At 44.6% G+C, this 22,791-nt stretch carries 17 protein-coding genes and 1 pseudogene; all 18 read right to left on the minus strand.

Going from position 1 to position 22,791, the window contains the following annotated elements:
- Nucleotides 1-46: 46 nt before the first annotated feature.
- A complete protein-coding gene (locus tag AC4HAL_RS03635) occupies nucleotides 47-2,821 on the minus strand; it encodes a cation-translocating P-type ATPase (RefSeq protein ID WP_491093028.1) in 2,775 nt (924 codons plus the stop codon).
- Nucleotides 2,822-3,139: 318 nt separating this feature from the next.
- Entirely contained in the window at nucleotides 3,140-3,511 is a 372-nt protein-coding gene (locus AC4HAL_RS03640; protein ID WP_491093029.1) for an OsmC family protein, read from the minus strand.
- Between the two features lie 438 nt (nucleotides 3,512-3,949).
- A pseudogene (locus tag AC4HAL_RS03645) lies at nucleotides 3,950-8,136 on the minus strand (GbpC/Spa domain-containing protein).
- 248 nt (nucleotides 8,137-8,384) lie between these two features.
- Nucleotides 8,385-10,790, minus strand: a complete 2,406-nt coding sequence (gene pheT, locus AC4HAL_RS03650; protein WP_491093030.1) for a phenylalanine--tRNA ligase subunit beta — start codon at nucleotides 10,788-10,790, stop codon at nucleotides 8,385-8,387.
- Nucleotides 10,791-10,896: 106 nt separating this feature from the next.
- Nucleotides 10,897-11,358, minus strand: a complete 462-nt coding sequence (locus tag AC4HAL_RS03655; RefSeq protein WP_447453058.1) for a GNAT family N-acetyltransferase — start codon at nucleotides 11,356-11,358, stop codon at nucleotides 10,897-10,899.
- A gap of 85 nt (nucleotides 11,359-11,443) precedes the next feature.
- Complete coding sequence (gene pheS / locus AC4HAL_RS03660) at nucleotides 11,444-12,487, minus strand: phenylalanine--tRNA ligase subunit alpha (RefSeq protein ID WP_491093031.1); 1,044 nt, start codon at nucleotides 12,485-12,487, stop codon at nucleotides 11,444-11,446.
- Nucleotides 12,488-13,090: 603 nt separating this feature from the next.
- Nucleotides 13,091-13,939, minus strand: coding sequence for a DNA/RNA non-specific endonuclease (locus tag AC4HAL_RS03665; RefSeq protein ID WP_491093032.1), 849 nt, complete (start codon nucleotides 13,937-13,939; stop codon nucleotides 13,091-13,093).
- A 65-nt stretch (nucleotides 13,940-14,004) separates the two neighbouring features.
- On the minus strand, nucleotides 14,005-14,196 hold the full coding sequence (locus AC4HAL_RS03670; RefSeq protein ID WP_491093033.1) for a DNA-directed RNA polymerase subunit beta: 192 nt from the start codon (nucleotides 14,194-14,196) through the stop codon (nucleotides 14,005-14,007).
- A complete protein-coding gene (gene murA, locus AC4HAL_RS03675; protein WP_447453051.1) occupies nucleotides 14,196-15,464 on the minus strand; it encodes a UDP-N-acetylglucosamine 1-carboxyvinyltransferase in 1,269 nt (422 codons plus the stop codon). Before murA ends, AC4HAL_RS03670 begins: the two co-directional genes overlap by 1 nt.
- Before the next feature lie 64 nt (nucleotides 15,465-15,528).
- Nucleotides 15,529-15,765, minus strand: coding sequence for a DUF1146 family protein (locus AC4HAL_RS03680; protein WP_491093034.1), 237 nt, complete (start codon nucleotides 15,763-15,765; stop codon nucleotides 15,529-15,531).
- A 311-nt stretch (nucleotides 15,766-16,076) separates the two neighbouring features.
- Entirely contained in the window at nucleotides 16,077-16,496 is a 420-nt protein-coding gene (locus tag AC4HAL_RS03685; RefSeq protein ID WP_447453049.1) for a F0F1 ATP synthase subunit epsilon, read from the minus strand.
- Nucleotides 16,497-16,508: 12 nt separating this feature from the next.
- The gene (atpD, locus tag AC4HAL_RS03690; RefSeq protein ID WP_491093035.1) at nucleotides 16,509-17,915 is read right to left on the minus strand and encodes a F0F1 ATP synthase subunit beta; all 1,407 of its coding nucleotides are present in this window, start codon (nucleotides 17,913-17,915) and stop codon (nucleotides 16,509-16,511) included.
- Nucleotides 17,916-18,027: 112 nt separating this feature from the next.
- Nucleotides 18,028-18,906, minus strand: a complete 879-nt coding sequence (locus AC4HAL_RS03695) for a F0F1 ATP synthase subunit gamma (RefSeq protein ID WP_491093036.1) — start codon at nucleotides 18,904-18,906, stop codon at nucleotides 18,028-18,030.
- Between the two features lie 14 nt (nucleotides 18,907-18,920).
- Nucleotides 18,921-20,426: a F0F1 ATP synthase subunit alpha gene (atpA, locus tag AC4HAL_RS03700; RefSeq protein WP_491093037.1), complete on the minus strand. Its 1,506-nt coding sequence runs from the start codon at nucleotides 20,424-20,426 to the stop codon at nucleotides 18,921-18,923.
- 15 nt (nucleotides 20,427-20,441) lie between these two features.
- Entirely contained in the window at nucleotides 20,442-20,978 is a 537-nt protein-coding gene (locus tag AC4HAL_RS03705; RefSeq protein WP_491093038.1) for a F0F1 ATP synthase subunit delta, read from the minus strand.
- The gene (gene atpF / locus AC4HAL_RS03710; protein WP_491093039.1) at nucleotides 20,978-21,475 is read right to left on the minus strand and encodes a F0F1 ATP synthase subunit B; all 498 of its coding nucleotides are present in this window, start codon (nucleotides 21,473-21,475) and stop codon (nucleotides 20,978-20,980) included. Before atpF ends, AC4HAL_RS03705 begins: the two co-directional genes overlap by 1 nt.
- Before the next feature lie 20 nt (nucleotides 21,476-21,495).
- On the minus strand, nucleotides 21,496-22,200 hold the full coding sequence (gene atpB / locus AC4HAL_RS03715; RefSeq protein WP_491093040.1) for a F0F1 ATP synthase subunit A: 705 nt from the start codon (nucleotides 22,198-22,200) through the stop codon (nucleotides 21,496-21,498).
- A 33-nt stretch (nucleotides 22,201-22,233) separates the two neighbouring features.
- Nucleotides 22,234-22,434, minus strand: a complete 201-nt coding sequence (locus AC4HAL_RS03720; RefSeq protein ID WP_491093041.1) for a F0F1 ATP synthase subunit C — start codon at nucleotides 22,432-22,434, stop codon at nucleotides 22,234-22,236.
- Between the last annotated feature and the right edge of the window lie 357 nt (nucleotides 22,435-22,791).

Consider the following 22,791-nt stretch of genomic DNA (forward strand, 5'->3'; position numbering starts at 1 on the left):
AATTCCGAATGGAATCGGGGCCTCTTTTATGAGACGAACCGTCAAATTAAATGTTATATTTTCGGCGTAGCCAAGCCTTTCTGGCTTCCTCAATCAGGAAGATTGGAATTGGGCAGAGAATAAGGATGCCCCACTCTAGTCTGTTAATGGGGGCTGTATTAAAGAGACCGTTGAGAAGAGGGACATAAGCCAGAAAGCAAAAAAGCATAATCTCCAGTGCCAGTCCAAGATTAATGGTACGGTTGGTGAAAAAACCCCGCTTAAAAATAGATTGGGTCTGTGTGCGACAGTTCATGACTTGAGCGATCTGGCTAAAAATAATCGCTCCTAAGGTCATTGTTGTAGCCTCACGATAGAGACTGCCACTGCTAGCTAGAGCGCTGCCCAGCTCTCCATGAAAGGCATAAACTGAGAAGAAAGCAGCCATAGCAACAAGGGCTTCCATACCACCGTACCAGATAAAAGACTTGATTAACATCTTGCGGTTGACCAGACGGTCAGACTTGGCACGCGGTGGCTGACTCATGATACCTTCCTCAGGCTGTTCAACACCTAAACCTAGAGCAGGCATCAAATCGCTTCCTAAGTCGATCGCTAAAATTTGCATAACCGTCAAAGGCAGAGGAACTAATCCCCTAGAAAAGAGAAAGACCGCCGACGGTACAGCTTCTGAAGTATTGCTGTTAAAGATATAGCTGAGGAATTTGCGCAGGTTATTGTAAATACTGCGACCTTCTTCAATAGCTTTAACAATAGAGGTAAAATGATCATCTGTCAAAATCATATCAGCAGCTTCCTTGGCGACGTCGGTTCCTGTGATCCCCATTGCGACACCAATATCAGCCTTTTTCAGAGCAGGGGCATCATTGACCCCATCACCAGTTACAGCGACAACATGGCCAAGTGCCTGAAGATTGGTGACAATACGGAATTTTTGTTCCGGAGCAATCCGAGCAAAAATGACTTCATCCTTGAGGGCCTCTTGCAATTCCGCATCAGACATCTCTGTTAGGATACGGCCACTGATAACTCGTGGTTGTTCGGTTTTAACAATACCAATACTTTTAGCAATGCTGACAGCAGTCAGGTCGTAGTCCCCTGTCATCATGATAATCCGAATATCAGCTGCATGGCATTTAGCAACGGCTTCTTTGACGCCTTCGCGCGGTGGATCCTGCATCACTAACAAACCCATGAATATCATGTTGTTTTCTGCGGTTTCTATCGTAGCGTCCTCAATCTTGGCTTCGTTATCGTAGAGCCGGCAGGCCAGCGCCAAAACCCTGAGCCCTCGTTGGGCATAGGCATCATTGGCTCGTAAAATTGCCGCTTTTTCACTGTCACTGAGGCTTCTGATGCGGCCATTCTCACGAATATAGGGACTGAGCTCCAGAATTTCCTTAGGCGCGCCCTTGGTAAAAGACGCTGTCGATTTACCTTCAATCGCTTGCGCTAGATGATTGAAGGTTGTCATGCGCTTGCGATCAGAATCAAAAGGCAGCTCTTTTAGTCGGTAATTGTCTCTCTCATTATCAGACAAATCAATCCCAGCCTTCTGAGCGGCTACTTCTAAGCAGGCCTCAGTCGGATCACCCAGCACGGTGTAATTGGGATTATCGCTACTTGGATTGCTGATTTTAGCATTGCTGCAGAGAGTCGCCCCTCGCAGAATCCAGTTGAGATCGGTATCCTGTGCTGCTGCGACCTCTTGACCGTGTAAAAGCACCTGCCCTACTGGCGCATAGCCCAAACCAGTCAGCTTGTATTCCTTTTTGAGGGTCCAAACATTGTGGACAGTCATTTCATTTTTGGTTAAAGTTCCTGTTTTGTCCGAACAGATAACAGTGGTCTCACCCAAGGTCTCTACCGATGCTAATTTTTTAACAAGGGCATTTTCCTTGGCCATGCGCTGAACAGCCATAGCTAAAGACAGTGTAATCGTCGGCAGCAAGCCCTCAGGGATAAAGGCTACAACCATCCCCAGTGAAAAGATAAAGGCTCTAGCAATCGGCTCCTTGACAAAGAAAACAGAGGCAATGAAGAAGAAAAGCCCGACACTCATAGCAATGAGAGAGATCTGCTTGGTCAGACGATCCACATCTTTTTGCAGCGGGCTTTTATCATCGGCAACATCCTGAGTTAAATGAGCAATCTTGCCAAACTCTGTCTGCATACCAATCTGAGTGACTAAAACTCGGGCAGAGCCATTGGAAACCGTCGTCCCCGCAAAGACTAAATTATCAGCTTCCAGTGCTGTAACATCACTATCTGTTACTGTTTTATCATGTTTGCGGACAGGGTTAGACTCACCAGTCAAGGCAGATTGATTAACCTGCAAGTCTGTCGCCATAAGAATCCGAGCATCGGCTGAAATTTTATCACCTTCCTCAATAAGGAGAACATCACCAGGCACTAAATCCTCTGCTAAAATCTTTTGCTCAATGCCGTCGCGAACAACGCGAGCATAGGAAGGTAGCAAGTTTTTCAAGGCTTCAGTTGCCTTCTGAGCACGATTCTCCTGAATAAAACTAAAAATACCATTGATGACATTGACCAACCAGATGGCAATTCCTAGCTCAATAGTCCCTGTCAATATAGCCACCAGTCCGCCCGTCCAGAGTAAGAAGGCCATCAGACTGGTAAAATTCTTTAGAAAACGCAATAGTTTGGATTCTTGCTTGGCTTCTGCCAGAAGGTTCTTGCCAAACTGCTCCTGCCGTCGGTGAACTTCTTCACTGTGCAAACCAGTCTGTCTCGTATTAAGCTGGTCGTATAGTTCCTGTGATGACAGCGCTTGATAGCGAACTGTTTCATCAATCATGTAACCGCCTTCTTTCTATTTACACCTACATTTTAACACCACTAGAAAAAAAGAAAAGCAAAAAGTTTGAAAGAAGAAATCTAAGTTTTCATTGCTAGCCAATCCCAATTTATCCCTTGGCTACAGTTGGACGATCCGCCCATCGGATCCCATCAGCACTGGTCTAGAATCACCCTTGCGTGTATAGGTGAAACTCTACATCCTGAACTGATTCAATAATCAAAGCAGGCTGAAAAATCTCTAGCTAGACTTTGGGAGCCAAAACGACAGGAACGAACTGGTCTTTGATTAATAAGACCACCTAGAACATGCGGTAATCTAGGAGGAAAAAGTAAACTCTAAGGCTATATTCTCCCGCAGTAGCTTGCTCACCCGACATTTTTCATTGATATAAGCTACAATATCCGAGTGATCCTGATCTGTTAAATTCCTATCAATATCAAGCTCTAAGGCAAAGCGGCCAGCATCATAATCGAGATCAGACTTTACCCTAATCGGAAGACTATCAATATTTTCATAACGTTTAAAGTATCCCTGAATGCACATGGTGACACAGGAGGCAAGGGCTACATTGAGCAGACTGACTGGTGTTTCTCCATCATTGACCCCACCAAACAATTCAACAGATTGACCATAACCTGCAGACTGACTGTGATAAAGACGGTCACCCAAAATTTCCGTATGATACATACTATCACCTCTTAAATTTTTTCTCATTGTAACATCTTTAGCTAGTTTTCACGACAAATTGGTTTCACTATATTTAGTATTTTAATACCAAATATGTCTCCCACTGACCTAGCGCAAGTCCTAAATTGTTGTCAATACAGATTAGGCACAAAATACTAGCCTAGAGAAGACCCAGCCTAGGCAGCCTGGATTTTTTTTAATCATTGCCATCTGACTGCCTTTTTACTATTAGCATAAAGTAGTTTGGAAGGCTGAAATTCTTGCAATAGGAGAATTAGAATTTAAACCCTTTCAGATATTAATTAATATAAAGGATCCTCTGCAGTTGGTGAAGAAACTCCTTCATAATAAGAAGAAACAAAAAGACTGATCTCTCACTTAGAGGAGAATCAGTCTTTTTAGCTATTGCTTATCAGCTATTAAATCTGCTAGGCAATCTCAATCTTCTTTGCGCTTATAAGAAGCCATGAGAGTTGCTAGTGTAAAGGCTATAATACCAACACCAAAGGCTGCCACACCATAGCTAGTGGTTTCACCAGTTTCTGGTAATGTCCCAACTGGTGTTTGTGAAGCAGGTGGTTGCGGTGTACTATGTACAGGCACAGGCGTAAATGGTGCTGGATCCTTAGGTAGATCAGTCGTTGGAATACCTGGCTTTGGTTTTTCAACAACTTCAACAATATAGTTCTTATGCCATCTTACAGTTGGAACCTTTGGCTCGGTTGGCGGTGTTGGTTCTGCTGGAACTTCGACATTGATTGTTGTTGGCGGCGTCGGCGCTGTCGGTGGGGTCGGCGCATCCGGTTCCGTCGGCTCGTCTGGAACTTCAACGATGACCTTAGTCGGCGGCGTCGGCGCTGTCGGTGGGGTCGGCGCATCCGGTTCCGTCGGCTCGTCTGGAACTTCAACGATGACCTTAGTCGGCGGCGTTGGCGCTGTCGGCGGGGTCGGCGCATCCGGTTCCGTCGGCTTTTCTGGAACTTCAATGATGGTCTTGCGCGGCGGCGTTGGCGCTGTCGGCGGGGTCGGCGCATCCGGTTCCGTCGGCTCGTCTGGAACTTCAACGATGACCTTAGTCGGCGGCGTTGGCGCTGTCGGCGGGGTCGGCGCATCCGGTTCCGTCGGCTCGTCTGGAACTTCAACGATGACCTTAGTCGGCGGCGTTGGCGCCGTCGGCGGTGTTGGCGCGTCCGGTTCCGTCGGCTCGTCTGGAACTTCAACGATGACCTTAGTCGGCGGCGTTGGCGCTGTCGGCGGCGTTGGTGCGTCCGGTTCCGTCGGCTCGTCTGGAACTTCAACGATGACCTTAGTCGGCGGCGTTGGCGCCGTCGGTGGGGTCGGCGCATCCGGTTCCGTCGGCTCATCTGGAACTTCAACGATGACCTTAGTCGGCGGCGTTGGCGCTGTCGGCGGCGTTGGCGCGTCCGGTTCCGTCGGCTCGTCTGGTACTTCAACGATGACCTTAGTCGGTGGGGTTGGCGCTGTCGGCGGCGTTGGCTTGGTTGGCACTTTTGGCTCTTCACCTGGATTTTTAGGGAATCCAACATTTGAGTTAATGGCAAACCAATAAACTGTTGGGGCACCATCCGCATTAGCCCCTTGAGCAGTGAAAACCAAGTGACCGTCGGTCATACGAACACCTGCACCACCATAGTAAAGATAAGGGGAGTCAGGGTCATCCCATCCACGCAGTGTTGGTGTTGTCTCACCATTGAAAACTGCGCCATTTTCAATATACTGATTCTCGTTTTCAGAAGTTACTTGCTTCGTGTTTGGATCGTAAGTAACACTTGAATTAGGAATTGCTACAAAACCTTTATTACCAATGTCAACAAACTCTTGGTGCTCTGTTGATTGGAATTTTCTTTTAGGGGTAAACGTAATAACACCGGTTGTCTGATCAACGACATAGGTTCCGAGAATATCATCTTTCCCATCAAATCTATATTCATCAGTACCAGTTGAATGACCGTTGCCACCACCTGAGGCATATACAGCGTTACCGAATATGGTCGTTTCTTTTTCTACAATCCAACTGTGACCATTCCAGCTAGCCTTCTGAGCGATAATTCTAAGAGGATTGTCCTGCGAAACCTCGACAGTCTTGCCAGCAAAATCAGCACGGCCTGATTTGACAACGACCCCTCCATTTTCCATACTTGGAGAGCTGCCGTCAGCGTAGGGATCCCAAGTACCACGGACCATATTGCCATTAACATCTTTGGCTTCAACAGTTAAAGCACGAGGTTTATCACCACTATCAATATAAGCAGCTCCCTTCCAGTGGTTAAGAGAGTTCAATGCAATGATAGCTTTACGCTGTGATAGGTCATACATCTTGCCATCTTTATCGTAGAATTCAATATCAACGGCTACTTTGACTGGCTCTTGCGTATCTGATGATGCCCCAACCGTTAGCGTAACCGTGGGGTCAGCATCAACCTTGGCGATTCCCTTCTTATCGTAAGAAGGCAAGTTCACGATTTCGTAGCGGTAAATAACTCTGCTGATATCGCGTTGAACACCTTCAACCAGCATTTTAGATTGTGAAAGCCCATCATAGGTGACAGAGAACTTATCACCTACCTTGATTTGAATCCATTCAGATTCTTTATCAGAGTAAGGACTTTCTGAAACAACTTCACCATCTGCCAATTCATTAGATTGGTACTGCTCAACCCCACCCTTAGAGGCCAGACGTTCTTGAGCAGCCTTAGTCAGATAACTACTAATGCCTTCAATCTTATGTGTTGCAGTTGGTTCACGCAAGAATGTCAATTCCTGTGCAGCAGCTTCAGCTGATAATCCTTGGTCAGCTAAGAATTTATCATAAGCCTCTTTGGCGTTTTCGTACTGTTTCAGAGCAGTTTCGTACTCTAAGAGTTTTGTATTGTAATCAGCAAGATCCTTGTCATATTGCTCTTTATCAACCTGATATTGAGCCAATTCCTGCTGATACTTGGCCTCGTTTTCCGCATTGATGCGGTCGGCTTCCGCCTTCTCGGCGACCTTGCTATCATAGTTAGCTTTATCAGCGTCGTACTTGGCCTTATCTTGGTCGTACTTAGCTTTATCGGCATCATACTGGGCTTTAGCTGTATTATATGCCGCTAACGCTTCTTGATACTTGGCCTCGTTTTCCGCATTGATGCGGTCGGCTTCCGCCTTCTCGGCGACCTTGCTATCGTAGTTAGCTTTATCAGCGTCGTACTTGGCCTTATCTTGGTCGTACTTAGCTTTATCGGCATCATACTGGGCTTTAGCTGTATTATATGCCGCTAACGCTTCTTGATACTTGGCCTCGTTCTCCGCATTGATGCGGTCGGCTTCCGCCTTCTCGGCGACCTTGCTATCATAGTTAGCTTTATCAGCGTCGTACTTGGCCTTATCTTGGTCGTACTTAGCTTTATCGGCATCATACTGGGCTTTAGCTGTATTATATGCCGCTAACGCTTCTTGATACTTGGCCTCGTTTTCCGCATTGATGCGGTCGGCTTCCGCCTTCTCGGCGACCTTGCTATCGTAGTCAGCTTTATCAGCGTCGTACTTGGCCTTATCTTGGTCGTACTTAGCTTTATCGGCATCATACTGGGCTTTAGCTGTATTATATGCCGCTAACGCTTCTTGATACTTGGCCTCATTTTCCGCATTGATGCGGTCGGCTTCCGCCTTCTCGGCGACCTTGCTATCGTAGTCAGCTTTATCAGCGTCGTACTTGGCCTTATCTTGGTCGTACTTAGCTTTATCGGCATCATACTGGGCTTTAGCTGTATTATATGCCGCTAACGCTTCTTGATACTTGGCCNAGCGTCGTACTTGGCCTTATCTTGGTCGTACTTAGCTTTATCGGCATCATACTGGGCTTTAGCTGTATTATATGCCGCTAACGCTTCTTGATACTTGGCCTCATTTTCCGCATTGATGCGGTCGACTTCCGCCTTCTCGGCGACCTTGCTATCGTAGTTAGCCTTATCTGTATCGTATTTTTTCTTATCAGCATTATACTGAGCGAGCGCGGCTTCATAATCTGCTTGCGCTTGCTTATAAACAGCCATCGCTTGTTCATAGGCAGCCTTATTCTGAGCATTGATTTGATCAGCCTTTTCCTTCTCAGCAGTCTTATTGTCAAATTCTAATTTAGCCTTGTTGTAATTCTCAACAGCAGCTTGGTACTGGGCTCTAGCAACTTGGTAATCATTCAGTGTTTGATTGATTTCTTGAGTTTGAACATTGTTGTCAGCAACTGCTGCCTCTACTGACGGCTGAAGCTGGGGCGGGGTTTCTTCAACTTGGATACCCTGCTCTTGAGCAGCTGCTTTAGCCTTCTCCAAGCCAGATGAGGTCACCTCTGAAGTTGTCGTAACGGTAGTACCGTTGTCATCTACACCAACAACACGAGTTTGAATGGAGTCTGTTTCGGAAACTCCTTCATTGGTTGCTGGAACCGCTGGTTGATCAGCTGTACTGCTCCCATCATCAACAGCTGACGGGGCTGCTGCCCCCAAATTAGCGTCCTCTGCTTTTACTTGTACTCCTCCTGCAGCCAGTAAAGCTATACCCAGCAGGACAGACGCTGCCCCAAAGCTATACTTTCTGATGGAGAAGCGCTGTGAACGTTTTCCCATTTCAATCTTCCTCCCAATAAAGATAGTTTAAATTAGTATTTGTTTTTGCAAACACTCTTTTATATTCTAGCAAATTTTCTATTAATTACAATACTTTTGTCCTCAAATGTTGTTTTTTCAGTGCCTTTCATCGTTTTTGAAAGTTTTAAAATGAAGTTAGCCACAAATCTCAACTCTCCAAATTTCTGAATACATTGAAAGCAGCCCTAGCAAACAAGTGCTAGAGCTGCTTTTAGATTAATTAGCAATCAACGAATTTCCGCATTAACATTTTCCGTCAGTGATTTGGTAATTTTCTCCATATACTTAGCAACTTCCTCATCTGTTAAATTATCCTTTGGATTTTGGAAAGTTAAACTATAGGCCATTGACTTCTTACCTTGACCAAGATTAGCACCTGCGTAGACATCAAAGAGTCTAATATCACTCAGGCGTTTAACCCCTGCTGCTACAATTGCTTGTACAATGGTCTTGTGACTGATAGATTGATCAACCAGAAGGGCGATATCGCGCGACACTGCAGGGAATTTGGTGATATCTATAAAGGCTGCAGCTGGTTGTAAGGCAGCTGCCACTGCTGTCAGGTTTAACTCGGCAACATAGGTTTCAGGAATGCTATAGGCCTTAGCCACCTCAGGGTGAACCTGTCCAACAAAACCAACCACATGGCCATCCAGCGAAACAGTAGCTGTACGACCGGGATGCATGCTTGTTAAACTCTTATCAGCTGCAAACTCGACTGTCAGATCTAATTTATCAAAGAGAGCCTCAATAATTCCCTTAGCATGGAAGAAATCAACTGGAGTTGCCTCAGTTTGGAAATCCTTATCGGCGACTAGGCCAGTCATCGCAAAGGCAAAGGTTTCCAACTCACGAGGCAGGTCTTCTTTTGGATTGCCTTCTTGTTCAAAAATTTTACCAATTTCGTAAATAGCAACATCGCTGTTCTTACGAGCTACATTATAAGCCACAGTATCCAGCATCCCAGAGATGATGTTTTGGCGGAGAGCAGAGCGCTCAAGGCTCATTGGCCACATCAACTCCGTTACTTGGCTTGGTGCCATTGTAAATTCGGTTGCCTTCTCAGGCGTGGTCAGAGCATAGGAAATAATCTCTGATAGACCAGCGCCTTCGGCAAGAGTGCGAACCTTACGACGCAGTTTTTGCATCGCTGTCAGTTCACCAGCCGTTCCAGACGCTTCTGGCAAGGTCGTCGGCAATTTATCATAGCCATAGATACGGGCAATTTCTTCAACCAAGTCTGCCTGAATAGCGATATCCCAGCGACGACGGGGCACAGAAACAGTAAAGGCCTCGCTGCTGCCAGCGACAGGAAATCCGAGTCGAGTGAAGATAGCCTCAATGTCTGCGTAGGTTAACTGAGTTCCCAGACGAACATTGACATATTCAAGACTAGTGGAGACTTCTACTGGGTTTGTTGGCAAGCTGCCTGCTGAGACACTTCCAGATAGGACACTGCCCCCAGCTAATTCCTGCAGCATAGCTGCCGCAAAATCAAGCGCCTCTGAAACGGTATCATAGTTGATTCCTTTTTCAAAACGTGAAGAACTTTCTGAACGGAGGTTGAGGCGGCTACTGGTTTTACGAATTGTTTGGCCATCAAAAACCGCGGCTTCCAGTACTACCTTCTTAGAGTCAGCAGATATCTCTGTAGACTGTCCGCCCATGACACCGGCTAAGGCTACTGGCTTATCGGCAACGGTGATGACTAGATCTTTCTGCGTCAGGTCGCGCTCTTCACCATCAAGGGTAAGCAGACTTTCACCTGCACGCGCTGAGCGAGCGACAATCTTTTTATCTTCAAACTTATCATAGTCGAAAGCATGCATGGGTTGACCGAAATACAGCAGAACATAGTTGGTCACGTCAACCACGTTATTGATAGGACGAATCCCTGCATTCATGAGCAAGTTTTGCAGCCACTGAGGACTCGGTGCTACGGTAACATTATCCACCAGACGGGCTTGATAAGTTAATACCTTATCTGACTCGATAGCCACCGATAAGTGTTCAGCAACTGGCTGGCCATTTTCGCTGAGCTGCTTTTCAGGAAAATGGACAGTTTTGTCATAGATGGCAGCTACTTCATAGGCAACACCGCGCATCGATAAAGCATCAGCACGATTAGGAGTAATCGCCAACTCAATGATTTCATCATCCAAATCAAGATAAGGAAAGATGCTGTCGCCAGGGACAGCTGATTCAGGCAAGATTTGGATCCCATCGGAAAATTCTTTAGGGATAATACTGTCTGACAAGCCCAGTTCCTGCAGGGAACAGATCATTCCCAGCGATTCCAGACCGCGGATTTTCCCTTTTTTGATTTTATAATTATCAGCGATACGGGCGCCCGGTAAGGCGACAATAACCTTGACTCCAGCCTTGATGTTTGGAGCACCGCAGACAATCTGACGCGGTTCTTCCTCACCAGTATCCACTTGACAAAGATGAAGGTGAGTATCCGGAACATCTTCACAGGATAAAACATCTCCCACTACAAGTTTCGATAAACCCTCAGCTGGTATTTCCACACCTTCTACTTCGATACCTGTTGTCGATATCTTTTCAGCAAGTTCAGCCGTTGTTACATCAACATCAACTAACTCTTTTAACCACTTATATGATACAAGCATATTACTACCAACGGATATCTTTAAAAACAGTTGGAAACAGAAACCCTATCATATCGAGTTCCCCTTTGTCCTTCCAAACTTTTTATCCGCATCCATTTCCTTTCAGTTATTTCAATTTTTTCTTGAGCAGCCAGTCTACATCAACCTTATCCTCTGAAACCGGAAAGGCATGCTGGCTGAATTTTTCAAAACCATACTTGGCATAGAATCTCTGTGCCTTAAAATTCTTTTCCCAAACACCTAACCAGACCCAAGAAGCACCTGATTTTTTTGCCTCTTTCAAGGCAAATTCAAAGAGCATTTTACCGATTCCTAATCCCTGAAACTTTTGCAGGACATAAATCCTTTGGATTTCAAAAGCATCATCCAGTTCTGTCTCAGTCTGAGCAGAGCCCGTATTGGTCTTAAGGAAACCTGCCTTTTGTCCATCAACTTCCGCAAAGGTATAGCTAGATTCTGAGCAGGCAAGTTCTTCCCTTAAACGTTCGAGAGCTAAGGCAGAATCAAAATAAGCCTGCAGCTGCTCCTCAGTATTATCGTGGGCAAAGGTTTCGCGAAAGGTTTGCATAGAGAGTTCTCTCAAGGTGTTAGCCTCGTTTAGGCTAACGGTTTTCAATACAATAGTCAAAACCTTTTCTCCCTTTTACTTAGGCTTATTTAAACTGGGCGGAAAACCGAACATCGCCTTGATAGAAACCACGGATATCATTGATACCGTAACGTAACATAGCAATGCGTTCTTGCCCTAGACCAAAGGCAAAGCCTGAATATTTCTCTGAATCGACACCAGACATTTCAAGGACTCGCGGATGAACCATACCAGCACCTAGGATCTCAATCCAGCCAGTTTTCTTGCAGACATTGCAACCTTGGCCTCCACACTTGAAGCAGGAAACATCTACTTCTACTGATGGTTCAGTAAAAGGGAAATACGATGGTCTCAGACGGATTTTCCGATCTTCACCGAACATTTTTTGGCTAATCAGCTGCAGGGTCCCCTTGAGATCCCCCATCGAGATATTTTCTCCGACAACAAGACCTTCAATCTGATGGAATTGGTGCGAATGAGTAGCATCATCGGTATCGCGTCGAAATACACGCCCCGGTGAAATCATTTTAAGAGGGCCTTGTGAAAAATCATGCTGATCCAAGGTCCGGGCCTGAACTGGACTGGTATGTGTCCGCAGCAAGATATCCTCAGTAATGTAGAAAGTATCTTGCATATCGCGCGCAGGATGGTTCTTAGGCAGATTCATCCGCTCAAAATTGTAGTAGTCACTCTCAACTTCAAACCCATCAACAACTTGAAAGCCCATACCGAGGAAAATATCCTCAATTTCCTCAGATATTTGCGTCAAAATGTGGCGGTTCCCAAGATTAACCTTGCGCCCTGGCAGTGTCACATCCAGTGTTTCTGACTCCAATTGGGCTTGAATCTTAGCAGCCTCAACAATCTTAGCTTGCTCTTCAAAAGCCTGAGTCAAAACATCGCGCACTTCGTTGACTTGCTTACCAATGACTGGACGCATCTCACTTGATAGGTCTTTCAGCCCTTTAAGGAGCTCCGTCAAAGACCCCTTCTTCCCTAAAACAGCAACCCTCAGCTCTTGCAATTCCTTGCTGTGATTGCCATTCATTTCCTTGAGTTTAGCCTTGGTTGAAATTTTTAACTCTTCTAACTCTTTTTGTAAATCCATTACAGGTTTCCTTTCATGATTGATTCAGACCTCTTGAGATGAAAGCGATACTAAAAAACCGCCTGCCTACTACTCCTCTATCAGCGGAGCGTTGACACGCGGTACCATCCGTTTTCATCCAGTATGCTGGACCTTAATTTGATCAAGTCTTTAACGCGAGTGAATTCACAAGGTTTTCCTTTAGTGAACTTCCAGTCAACGATTCACATTCCCTTTAAAGTGCCACCAAGCTACTAGTCTCACAGACCTCTATTCAATTAGCCTTATTCTATCAAAAAAAGCAAAGGCTGACAAGTTAATTTTATCAGCCAGTAAACTCTTGCCAAGCTTTAAACAGAGAGTAGTAGCACCTGATTGCAGGTAAGGCACTCACTTACAAGCATTTGGGGAAGCAAAGGCAATTATTACGATAAAAAAAGGGGATAAAAAAGCAGGCAAAAAGTGAAAAAACAGCGGCAGGTTATTGGGTGCAAGAAAATAATTTCAAAACAGCTAAACTTTTTTCATAGAAGTTAAGCGAATTTCTTAACAGGAACCTTAATATCTATCGTTCTTGATTCTAATCTGGCCATTAGGATTATTAGCATCGCTTATCTTTAAAGGCTACTTGGCCCTCCTTACCTGACCAGTTTTGTAATCCAGTGTTATACCTTCCTGAATATTAGGAATAAAAACATTAAATTCAAGGCTTCCATCATCAGATCTTGCTTCCAAATGACGGCCACTGGCAATCAGATTATCCCCTTCATAAATAAGAGTAACACGGTAGCGAACACGTTTTCGCCGATCTAAGGTCTGACGAATGAGGTTCTCATAATAATTTTGCCCCGTGGAATCTTCACTGTTAGCCTGGTTTGACCAGGCTGTCTGAACGGCAATATTAGCAGGATTACTGGTTGAGGCATCAAAGCCTTTGAGTCTGCCAGCCAAAGCGTAGCCGATCAGATGTCCACGATCAATAGCATGATCATATTTACCAGTCAATCCAGTTTGTTGGTGCCAACCAGCTGGTGTCCAATCCGTAGCGCCATTGCCAGTTTCTTGACGGCTGCGATACTGGCGGGTTGATTTGGACAAAAGCGCATTAGCCACTGTAGGCACTGTTTGTCCTTGCACTTGTTTGGTCTGATTATTAACATAGGGGGAACTGGCGACATGGGCATTGAGTTTGGTCCTATTTCCATTGACCACATAAGCACCTGCCCCATTCCACTTTATATCACCACCAAGCTGCTGTTTGACCGATCCAGTCAGGACCCCCTCAGCCAAGCTTTGACTGGGACTATCTGTCTCTTCCTCATCACCTGTTAGAAGGTAAGCAACTTGTTTAAGAGGACTCTTATCAGAAATATTTTCATTGGTTGTCACATAGCCGAGAAACAGTACTATCGCTAAGCTGATAAGGGACAAGAGCGCCTTTTGTTCACGCTTGTTCAATCGTTTTTTCTTCATTTATTTCATCTCTCTAAAAAGGCTCGCTGGCTAATGACCATCGAGTCTTTTACGCTTCTCATTTACTAGCGTCCAGTGAATTTGTCAACCAAGGACTGCCATTTTTCCGGTGACAAAATAGCTAAGGGATTATGACCTTGACCAAGTACGGCATAGCCCAAGATCAAACCTAGAACAAAGACAAACAGGCAGAGGAAAACTACCAGCAAAACCAGACCTAGCTGACGTTTGACATAACCCCAACCTACATTTGACATTAGCCATTCACCCTTTCAATATCAGCACCTAGAGCAGCCAATTTTTCGTGGAATTTATAGTAACCCCGATCTAGATGCGTGAGTTTGCCAACAGTCGTTGTCCCCTTGGCTACCATACCGATGAGAATCAGAGCTGCGCTAGCACGCAAGTCCGTTGACATAACTTGTGCTCCTTGGAGTTCTTCTCCTCCATGGATAATAGCTGTATCGCGCAGAATTTCTGAGTTCAAGCCCATGCGGCGCATTTCTTCAAGATGCTGGAAGCGATTTTCAAAAACCGTCTCAATCATAGTCGACTCACCTGCCACCACAGCCATCAGAGCTGTGAATTGAGCTTGCATGTCTGTCGGAAAACCTGGATGAGGCAGGGTTTTTACGGTGACTGGTTTTAAACGGCTAATATCCGATTTAACGCGAATTCCTCGTGCTTCTTCGGTCACCTCGACCCCCATCTCTACCAACTTAGAGATCAAGGGACGATTATGTTCCCACACAGCCGATTTAATCAAGACATCTCCAGAAGTCATAGCAGCTGCAACCATAAAAGTTCCAGCTTCAATACGGTCCTGCACAACATCATGCTCAGTCCCATGAAGCTGTTCTACACCTTTGATTGTAAGAGTTTCTGTCCCTGCTCCTTTGACATTGGCTCCCATTTTATTGAGGAGGATAGCAAGATCGACAATTTCAGGTTCACGGGCTGCATTTTCAATAATTGTCGTCCCTTCAGCTAAAGTGGCAGCCATCATCAAATTTTGAGTAGCACCAACAGAAGGAAAATCCATGTAAATCGTTGTTCCCTGAAGCTTTTCAGCTCTTGCTGTAATATCACCACCAATTTGGCTGATTTTAGCTCCCATAGCTTCTAACCCTTTGAGGTGGAGGTCAATAGGGCGACTGCCGATCGTACAGCCACCCGGCATCGATACCTTAGCGTGGCCATTGCGGGCCAAAATAGGTCCTAGTACAACAATGGAAGCCCGCATCTGGCTGACGTACTCATAGGGGGCTTCATCCAAAAGCTCTCCTCTGGCATCAACTGTGACTTTGTTTTCATCTTCATCAAAGGTCACACCCACATTAAGTCCACGTACTACATTATTCATAGTGTAGACATCTGACAGGATAGGAACATTATGCAGAACTGTCTGACCTTCTGATGGCAGAATAGTCGCTGCTAAAAGGGGCAGAACAGCATTCTTAGCCCCTTCGATCGTTACCTCACCATGCAAGCGTGTTTGTCCGCCTTTGATAATAATTTTATCCATAAGTAATTCTCCAATTTTACCAAGTATTTTTACTATTATATCATAAGATAACCAAAAGTTAACGTTAGTGGATTGTGGTAAAAATCGTTGTACTCAGCGAAATAATGGATAGGAAGAAACTACTGACCAAGTAACCCAGAGCGATCGCTAAAAACATGACAAGTAAGGTGATAGTCCCTAAATTATCAGGGTTAACCTTCAAAAACTTTTCCCAATCTACCAATCTTATTAAGAGTTGATAACTTAAGAGAATAAAAAAGATGTGACAGATAATAGGGATCATTGATTGTAAAATATCCATGCTGTTATTCTATCATGTCCATAGGTAGGAATACAACTGTTAGCTTATAATTTCACCTTTGTAAAAAATCAAAGTTTTCCGAACTGCTCGTTCAGATCCAGAGAGCGATTTGCTTACAAAATTTCCAACAAGAAAACAGGAGAGTGGCGACGTTTATTTGCATACAAGGAAAGCTATCTTTTCTTCAGGAATTAACCCCGAGTTTAATTAACAGATTTTTTGAAAATTTGTCTGTAAAAAAAACTCTAAGCTTTTTAAACTTAGAGTTTGTAATAAGCAGCTTACTTACAGCAGTTGGGATACAAAAGCCGTTATTTATTTCCAACACTGATACGATTAAGGGCACGGCGCAGAGCCACTTGAGCGCGACGAACTTCATCCATTTGATGGGCTTGCTCGGCTAGTTCAAGCTCTTGTTCAGCACGCCGTTTAGCACGTTCAGCACGTGAAATGTCAATATCACGAGCACGCTCGGCCGAATCGGCTACAATGGTAACCATATTGTCCTTGATCTCAAGAATCCCGCCATTAACAGCTACCCAGTCCACATGGTTATCATCATCAACGCGGCGAATTTTCATCTCATGTACAGCCAGCGGAGCAATAGTATTGACATGGTTAGCCAAGATCCCCATCTCACCATCAGTCGTAGTTACCGAGATATAGGTTGCATGGTGGTCATACCGAATGCCATCCGGCGTCACAATTTGCACGGTCATCATTTCGGACATAATTTCACCTCATTAAAAACCCATTTGTTTAGCCTTTGCGACAACATCCTCAATTGGACCAACACTGCGGAAGGCATCCTCAGGTAGATCATCGTATTTTCCTTCAAGAATTTCCTTAAATCCACGAACTGTTTCAGCAACTGGCACATAAGAACCGGGCTGTCCTGTAAACTGTTCAGCAACGTTGAAGTTTTGTGAGAGGAAGAACTGGATCCGACGAGCACGGCCAACAAGGACCTTTTCGTCATCTGACAACTCATCCATACCAAGAATAGCAATAATATCCTGCAATTCGTTATAACGTTGCAGCACACGCTGTACTTCTGTGGCTACTTGGTAGTGTTCCTCACCAACAATTTCCGGAGCAAGGGCTCGTGAACTTGATGCCAGTGGATCTACGGCTGGATAAATCCCCATTTGGGTCAATTTACGTTCCAAGTTGGTTGTTGAATCCAAGTGGGCAAAGGCTGTTGCCGGAGCAGGGTCTGTATAGTCATCAGCAGGTACGTAAATAGCCTGAATGGAAGTAACCGAACCTTTTTTGGTTGAAGTGATTCGCTCCTGCAATTGTCCCATTTCAGTCGCCAAGGTTGGCTGGTATCCAACGGCTGACGGCATCCGTCCGAGGAGGGCTGAAACTTCAGAACCTGCTTGGGTGAAACGAAAGATATTATCAATAAAGAGCAAAACATCTTGGCCTTCCCTATCACGGAAATATTCAGCCAAAGTTAAACCAGTAAGAGCAACACGCATACGCGCTCCAGGTGGTTCATTCATCTGCCCAAAGACCATGGCAGTCTTTTCAATAACGCCTGATTCCTTCATTTCCCAGTAAAGGTCGTTACCCTCACGAGTACGCTCACCAACCCCAGTAAATACCGAAATACCACCGTGTTCTTGAGCGATATTGTGGATCAACTCTTGGATCAGGACAGTCTTACCAACTCCTGCTCCTCCAAAGAGGCCAACCTTACCACCTTTTAGATAAGGGGCAAGTAGGTCAATGACCTTAATCCCTGTTTCCAGAATTTCTGATGAGGTTGATAGTTCATCAAAACTAGGAGCTTTCTTATGGATCGGTTCCCGCTCTGCTTCTTCTGCAAAAGGCTGTTCAAGGTCAATAGTATCGCCAAGAACATTGAAAACTCGGCCCAATGTTTCCTTACCGACTGGTACGCTGATTGGACGCTCAGTATCTAAAACCTCCAGCCCACGCGTAAGCCCATCAGTTGACTCCATAGCAATGGTACGTACAACGCCGTCACCCAATTCAAGAGCAACTTCGAGCACGATTTTTTCTTTTTTATCGCTGTCTTTATAAACGACCAATGCATTATTTATCTCAGGGAGTTTATCATCGGCAGCAAACTTAACGTCGACAACCGGTCCAACAACCTGAGCAATCTTGCCTGAGCTCATTCTAATTTCCTTCCTTGTCATATTTCCTGCAGAGGCCGAGGCAAAACAAGCCAATGACCTAATCACTGCTTATCTTGACCCAACCTTGAGGGTGTCAGCTTATTCAACTATCTTATTCCAGTGCATTTGCCCCCGCTACGATCTCTGTTATTTCTTGAGTAATCGCAGCTTGACGGGCACGGTTGTATTGGATAGTTAAGTCACTGATAACGTTTTTTGAATTATCTGTTGCTGTTTGCATAGCTGTCATCCCTGCAGCATGCTCAGCTGTCTTTGCATCAACAATGGCACCGTAAATCAGACTTTCAGTATACTGGGGCAGAAGCTGCTCCAAGATAGAACTGCGGTCGGGCTCTAGTTCAAAAGCATTAGCAGCCTCTTCTTCTGATTCATTAGCATCGAGGTCAACAATAGGCAACATCTGCTCAACACGCACCTGACTGGTTAGACTGTTGATGTGATGGTTATAGCAAACATAGAGTTCATCAAAAAGCTCTTGTTTGTACATTTCAACAGACTGAGAAATGATTTGTGATACCTGATCGAAACTAGGCTGATCTTCTAATCCCCGTAATTCAAAAGCCAAGTCAATCCCACGTGCCTTGAAAAAGTCGGCTCCTGTTCCACCGATAGAGATGATCGCATAGTCATCTTTTCCAGCATGGTAATCCTCAATCAAGTCCATGACAGCCTTGAGAATTTTGGCATTATAACCACCAACCAGACCTTTATCAGACGTAATCACAATATAGCCGGTCCGTTTGACAGGACGGGAAGCCAGCATAGGATTATCGCTGCCATTTGTTAATTCTGCCCGCAGCAAATCTGTGGTGATTTGACGAATCTTAGCGGCGTAGACCTGAAAATCTTTGGCCGCCTGTTCAGATTTAGTCAGCTTAGCGGCTGATACCATCTGCATGGCACTTGTAATCTTACTTGTTTTTTCTGTTGATGTGATTCTTGTTTTAATTTCACTAAGAGATCCGGCCATATATCCATCCCCCTTTATTCAAATGATGATTGAACTTTAAAGGCTTGGATAGCAGCATCGAGTGCTGCTTCGTCAGGGAGGTCTTTAGTCGTACGAATAGTTTCAAATATATCGGCATGATGCACATCAAAATAATCATACATAGCCTGTTCAAAAGCTAGGATATCATTGACTGGGACACTATCCAAGAAACCATGCGTCAAAGCATAGAGAATCAGCACCTGCTTCTCAACAGGAAGCGGTTGATGAACCGGCTGTTTAAGTACCTCTACGGTACGGCGGCCACGGTTCAATTTAGCCTGAGTAGCTTCATCCAGATCCGATCCGAACTGAGTGAAAGCTTCCAATTCACGATAAGAAGCCAAGTCAAGACGGAGCGTACCTGCAACCTTTTTCATAGCTTTGATCTGGGCAGACCCCCCAACCCGTGAGACAGATGATCCTGCATCAATGGCTGGACGGATCCCAGAATTGAAGAGATTTTCCTGCAAGAAGATTTGCCCATCAGTAATAGAGATAACATTGGTTGCGATATAGGCGGAGATATCTCCAGCTTGTGTTTCAATGAAGGGGAGGGCCGTGATAGAACCGCCGCCTAGCTCATCTGAAACCTTGGCAGAACGCTCTAAAAGGCGACTATGGAGATAGAAGACATCCCCTGGGTAAGCTTCGCGTCCAGGAGGACGGCGCAAAAGCAAGGAAAGTTCACGATAGGCAACAGCTTGCTTGGAGAGATCATCGTAAACAATTAAGACATGCTGCCCTTTGTACATGAACTCTTCTGCCATTGCAACACCAGCGTAAGGAGCGATATAAACCAAGGGTGATGGTTGCGAGGCAGAGGCCGTCACAACGATGGTATAATCAAGAGCGCCATATTTACGAAGGGTTTCTACCTGATTACGAACTGTTGATTCTTTTTGTCCAATAGCAACATAAATACAGATCATATCCTGATCCTTTTGGTTCAGAATAGCGTCAATCGCTACGGATGTTTTACCAGTTTGACGGTCACCGATGACCAACTCACGTTGACCGCGGCCAATTGGAACGAGGGCATCAATAGCCTTGAGACCTGTCTGCAGAGGTTCAGAAACAGACTTCCGCTGCATAACACCTGGGGCAGGCGTTTCAACAGGACGAGTTGCACTGGTCTTAATATCGCCAAGTCCGTCAACAGGCTGACCTAGCGGGTTAACCACGCGGCCAATCAATTCCGGACCAACTGGAACTTCCATAATTTTACCAGTACGTTTGACAGTGTCACCTTCGATAATTTCAGAAAAATCACCTAGGATAATGATACCAACATCATTTGACTCAAGGTTTTGAGCCATACCATAGGCACCATTTTGAAATTCGAGCAGCTCACCAGCCATGGCATTATCGAGACCGCGAGCGCGGGCAATGCCATCACCGATATAGGTTACTACTCCAGTTTCAGTGACGTCAAAATTTGGCTGGAAGTTTTCAATTTGCTTTTTAATTAAAGCACTAATTTCTTGAGCATTTATGGCCAAAAGTCACACCACTTTCTATTTAAGATTATTTTTTAATTGCTGTAATTGACTGCGGATGCTGGTATCAATAATTTGATTATTGGCTTTTAAAACGAAGCCACCAATGATTGCTTGATCCAGTTCTTGCTTCAATTCCTTGGCTTCAATATCAAACCGCTGTTTGCCCAGTGTAAGCAGACGCTCCTGCTGGCTGTTACTCAGGGGAACAGCCGTTGTTACCGTCAATGGAAATTCTCGCGTTTCTTGACGCAGTTTATCCAGAACAGTCCGAAAAATCGGCTCAATAAGACTTTCACGCCCATTGTTTAGAATAACTGTGAGAAAATTCTTCAGATAAGCAGAGAGTTCTTTCTGCAGCAAACTAATTAAGGCTATCTTATCATCATGAGCAAGCGCGAAACTGGACAGATAAGTACTGAGGTCAGTCTCCTCAAAAACACTCAAACAGGCTGCAAGCTCCGTCTGAATGTCAGAGACTAGATTTCTCTCAAGGGCAAACTGACTTAGGCCCTCAGCATATTGCTCAACGATAGCTTGTGTATTACGATCCATTAGGCATCTCCCAACTGATCAAGATACTGGTCAATCAACTCTGACTGGGCCGAGTGATCCAGATTTTTTGTCATGATTTTTTCTGCCAGCAAGATAGTCAAATCTGCCACGTCTCCCTTCACGTTGGTGAGGGCTTCAGCTTGATTTTGAGCAATATCTTGGTTAGCTTTTTCTTTCAAACGCTCAGCATCAGCACGCGCGTCTGCGATAATTTTGCTACCTTGCGCTTGACCTGTCTCCTTGGCATCATCAATAATTTTAACTGCATCATCTTTAGCAGCACTCAGCTCAGCTTGACGTTTTTGAGCCAAACCTTCTGCTTCCTTACGAGCGCTCTCAGCATCATCAATATCCTTTTCAATCTTTTCTTGACGCTGCTCGAAAATACTTGTCAATTGTTTCCAAGCAAATTTACGAATCAAGAATATCAATAAAAGGACAGAACCAGTTGTAATAATGATATTCCCAAGCGTCGTGCTATTAATAAGTATAGACATAAGGTTCCTCTCTTTCTTGGTTAATCATTAACTTTACCACCAATGTAATTTGAACTTAGGATGATAAAGACATAGGCTTGAATAAATCCGATAAAGGCTGAAAAAGCCACCCAAATCCCATTGAGCAAAAATGATAGTGGAAAGGCAAAAGCTGAATAAGCAAAGAGCTGCAAAATCAGACCTGTAACAACTTCACCTGAGAAAATATTACCAAATAGTCGCAGAGCAAGTGAAGCAACATTTGTGAACTGCTCAAGGATATTCATGGGCAGCATGGCTGGATAGGGCTGCAAATAGCCTTTCAAATAGCCTTTGACCCCTTTTTTACGGATCCCCTCAAAGTGGCAAACAAGCGCAATTATTAAGGAGAGAGTAATGGTAACCCCAAAATTCGACGTTGGAGAAGTCCAAAAATTATACTTTTGTGTCTTAATAGCTGTCGCCAGGCCAATATTATTGGCCGTAAAGACAAAGGTAAAAATAACAAATAGAAGGAGGCTATAATTTTTTGTATAACTTCCTAAGCTCTGAGAAATAGTATTGTTAACAAACTCATACACATACTCAAGAACGTTTTGCTTCTTACTTGGCTTCAAAGTCATCTTACGACTAGCCCAAAAGACCAAGAGGAAAATGATGAGAACCGTTAAGAGAGAGACTGCTAAAATGGTCAAATCAAACTCAATACCTAAAAAAGATACGCTTGGATTTTCAGTTGATTCCAAACCTTATCCCTCCTTCTTTCTTCCTGTAATGTTCTATTTCACGATATAACTCAAGGCGAAAAGAACAAAGAAGGTCCCTTCGATAAAGGCAACACCAGTAAACATCAAGGTTTGCAATTTACCAAACATTTCTGGCTGGCGTGCTGCAGCTTTGGCGACATTGGCAACAAGAATCCCTTCACCAATTGATACCCCCATAACGGCGAGGCCAAGACCTAAGATTGTTAAACTCATAATAGAATTCTCCTTTAAATTTTTTTACCCACTAATTTTAGTCCTATTTGCTGGGAAAGTCAACGATTTCCTGCAAAATGTAAAGGCTTACTGAAAACTGTTTTACCTATTGCTGACTTTTATAACTGATTGTTCGGAATTTTTAATGATAATTTCTTCTTACACACCTGATGTAGCCTAAGATAAAAACCGAAGCAAGCAAAAAAATCTAGCTCGCCTCGGTTTGGATCAGTCTTTATTTAGAATGAATCGCTATACTCTTCGAAATGTCACGATTCGTTCTCCTACTTATGAGGCCAGCTCTGCTGGTCTCACCTCCCCACCTTAAAAGCTCTCTCAAACCTTATAAGTTATCCC

The organism is Streptococcus sp. ELY_125, assembly GCF_058314535.1.

What these genes read in the sequence shown, in the direction of transcription:
- AC4HAL_RS03635 (WP_491093028.1), bottom strand. Translation starts at nt 2,821, where the DNA reads ATGATTGATGAAACAGTTCGCTATCAAGCGCTGTCATCACAGGAACTA.
- AC4HAL_RS03670 (WP_491093033.1), bottom strand. Translation starts at nt 14,196, where the DNA reads ATGTCAAATGTAGGTTGGGGTTATGTCAAACGTCAGCTAGGTCTGGTT.
- AC4HAL_RS03640 (WP_491093029.1), bottom strand. Translation starts at nt 3,511, where the DNA reads ATGTATCATACGGAAATTTTGGGTGACCGTCTTTATCACAGTCAGTCT.
- pheS (WP_491093031.1), bottom strand. Translation starts at nt 12,487, where the DNA reads ATGGATTTACAAAAAGAGTTAGAAGAGTTAAAAATTTCAACCAAGGCT.
- atpF (WP_491093039.1), bottom strand. Translation starts at nt 21,475, where the DNA reads ATGTCTATACTTATTAATAGCACGACGCTTGGGAATATCATTATTACA.
- atpD (WP_491093035.1), bottom strand. Translation starts at nt 17,915, where the DNA reads ATGAGCTCAGGCAAGATTGCTCAGGTTGTTGGACCGGTTGTCGACGTT.
- AC4HAL_RS03720 (WP_491093041.1), bottom strand. Translation starts at nt 22,434, where the DNA reads ATGAGTTTAACAATCTTAGGTCTTGGCCTCGCCGTTATGGGGGTATCA.
- AC4HAL_RS03685 (WP_447453049.1), bottom strand. Translation starts at nt 16,496, where the DNA reads ATGTCCGAAATGATGACCGTGCAAATTGTGACGCCGGATGGCATTCGG.
- murA (WP_447453051.1), bottom strand. Translation starts at nt 15,464, where the DNA reads ATGGATAAAATTATTATCAAAGGCGGACAAACACGCTTGCATGGTGAG.
- AC4HAL_RS03655 (WP_447453058.1), bottom strand. Translation starts at nt 11,358, where the DNA reads ATGCAAACCTTTCGCGAAACCTTTGCCCACGATAATACTGAGGAGCAG.
- pheT (WP_491093030.1), bottom strand. Translation starts at nt 10,790, where the DNA reads ATGCTTGTATCATATAAGTGGTTAAAAGAGTTAGTTGATGTTGATGTA.
- AC4HAL_RS03705 (WP_491093038.1), bottom strand. Translation starts at nt 20,978, where the DNA reads ATGGATCGTAATACACAAGCTATCGTTGAGCAATATGCTGAGGGCCTA.
- AC4HAL_RS03680 (WP_491093034.1), bottom strand. Translation starts at nt 15,765, where the DNA reads ATGGATATTTTACAATCAATGATCCCTATTATCTGTCACATCTTTTTT.
- AC4HAL_RS03695 (WP_491093036.1), bottom strand. Translation starts at nt 18,906, where the DNA reads ATGGCCGGATCTCTTAGTGAAATTAAAACAAGAATCACATCAACAGAA.
- AC4HAL_RS03665 (WP_491093032.1), bottom strand. Translation starts at nt 13,939, where the DNA reads ATGAAGAAAAAACGATTGAACAAGCGTGAACAAAAGGCGCTCTTGTCC.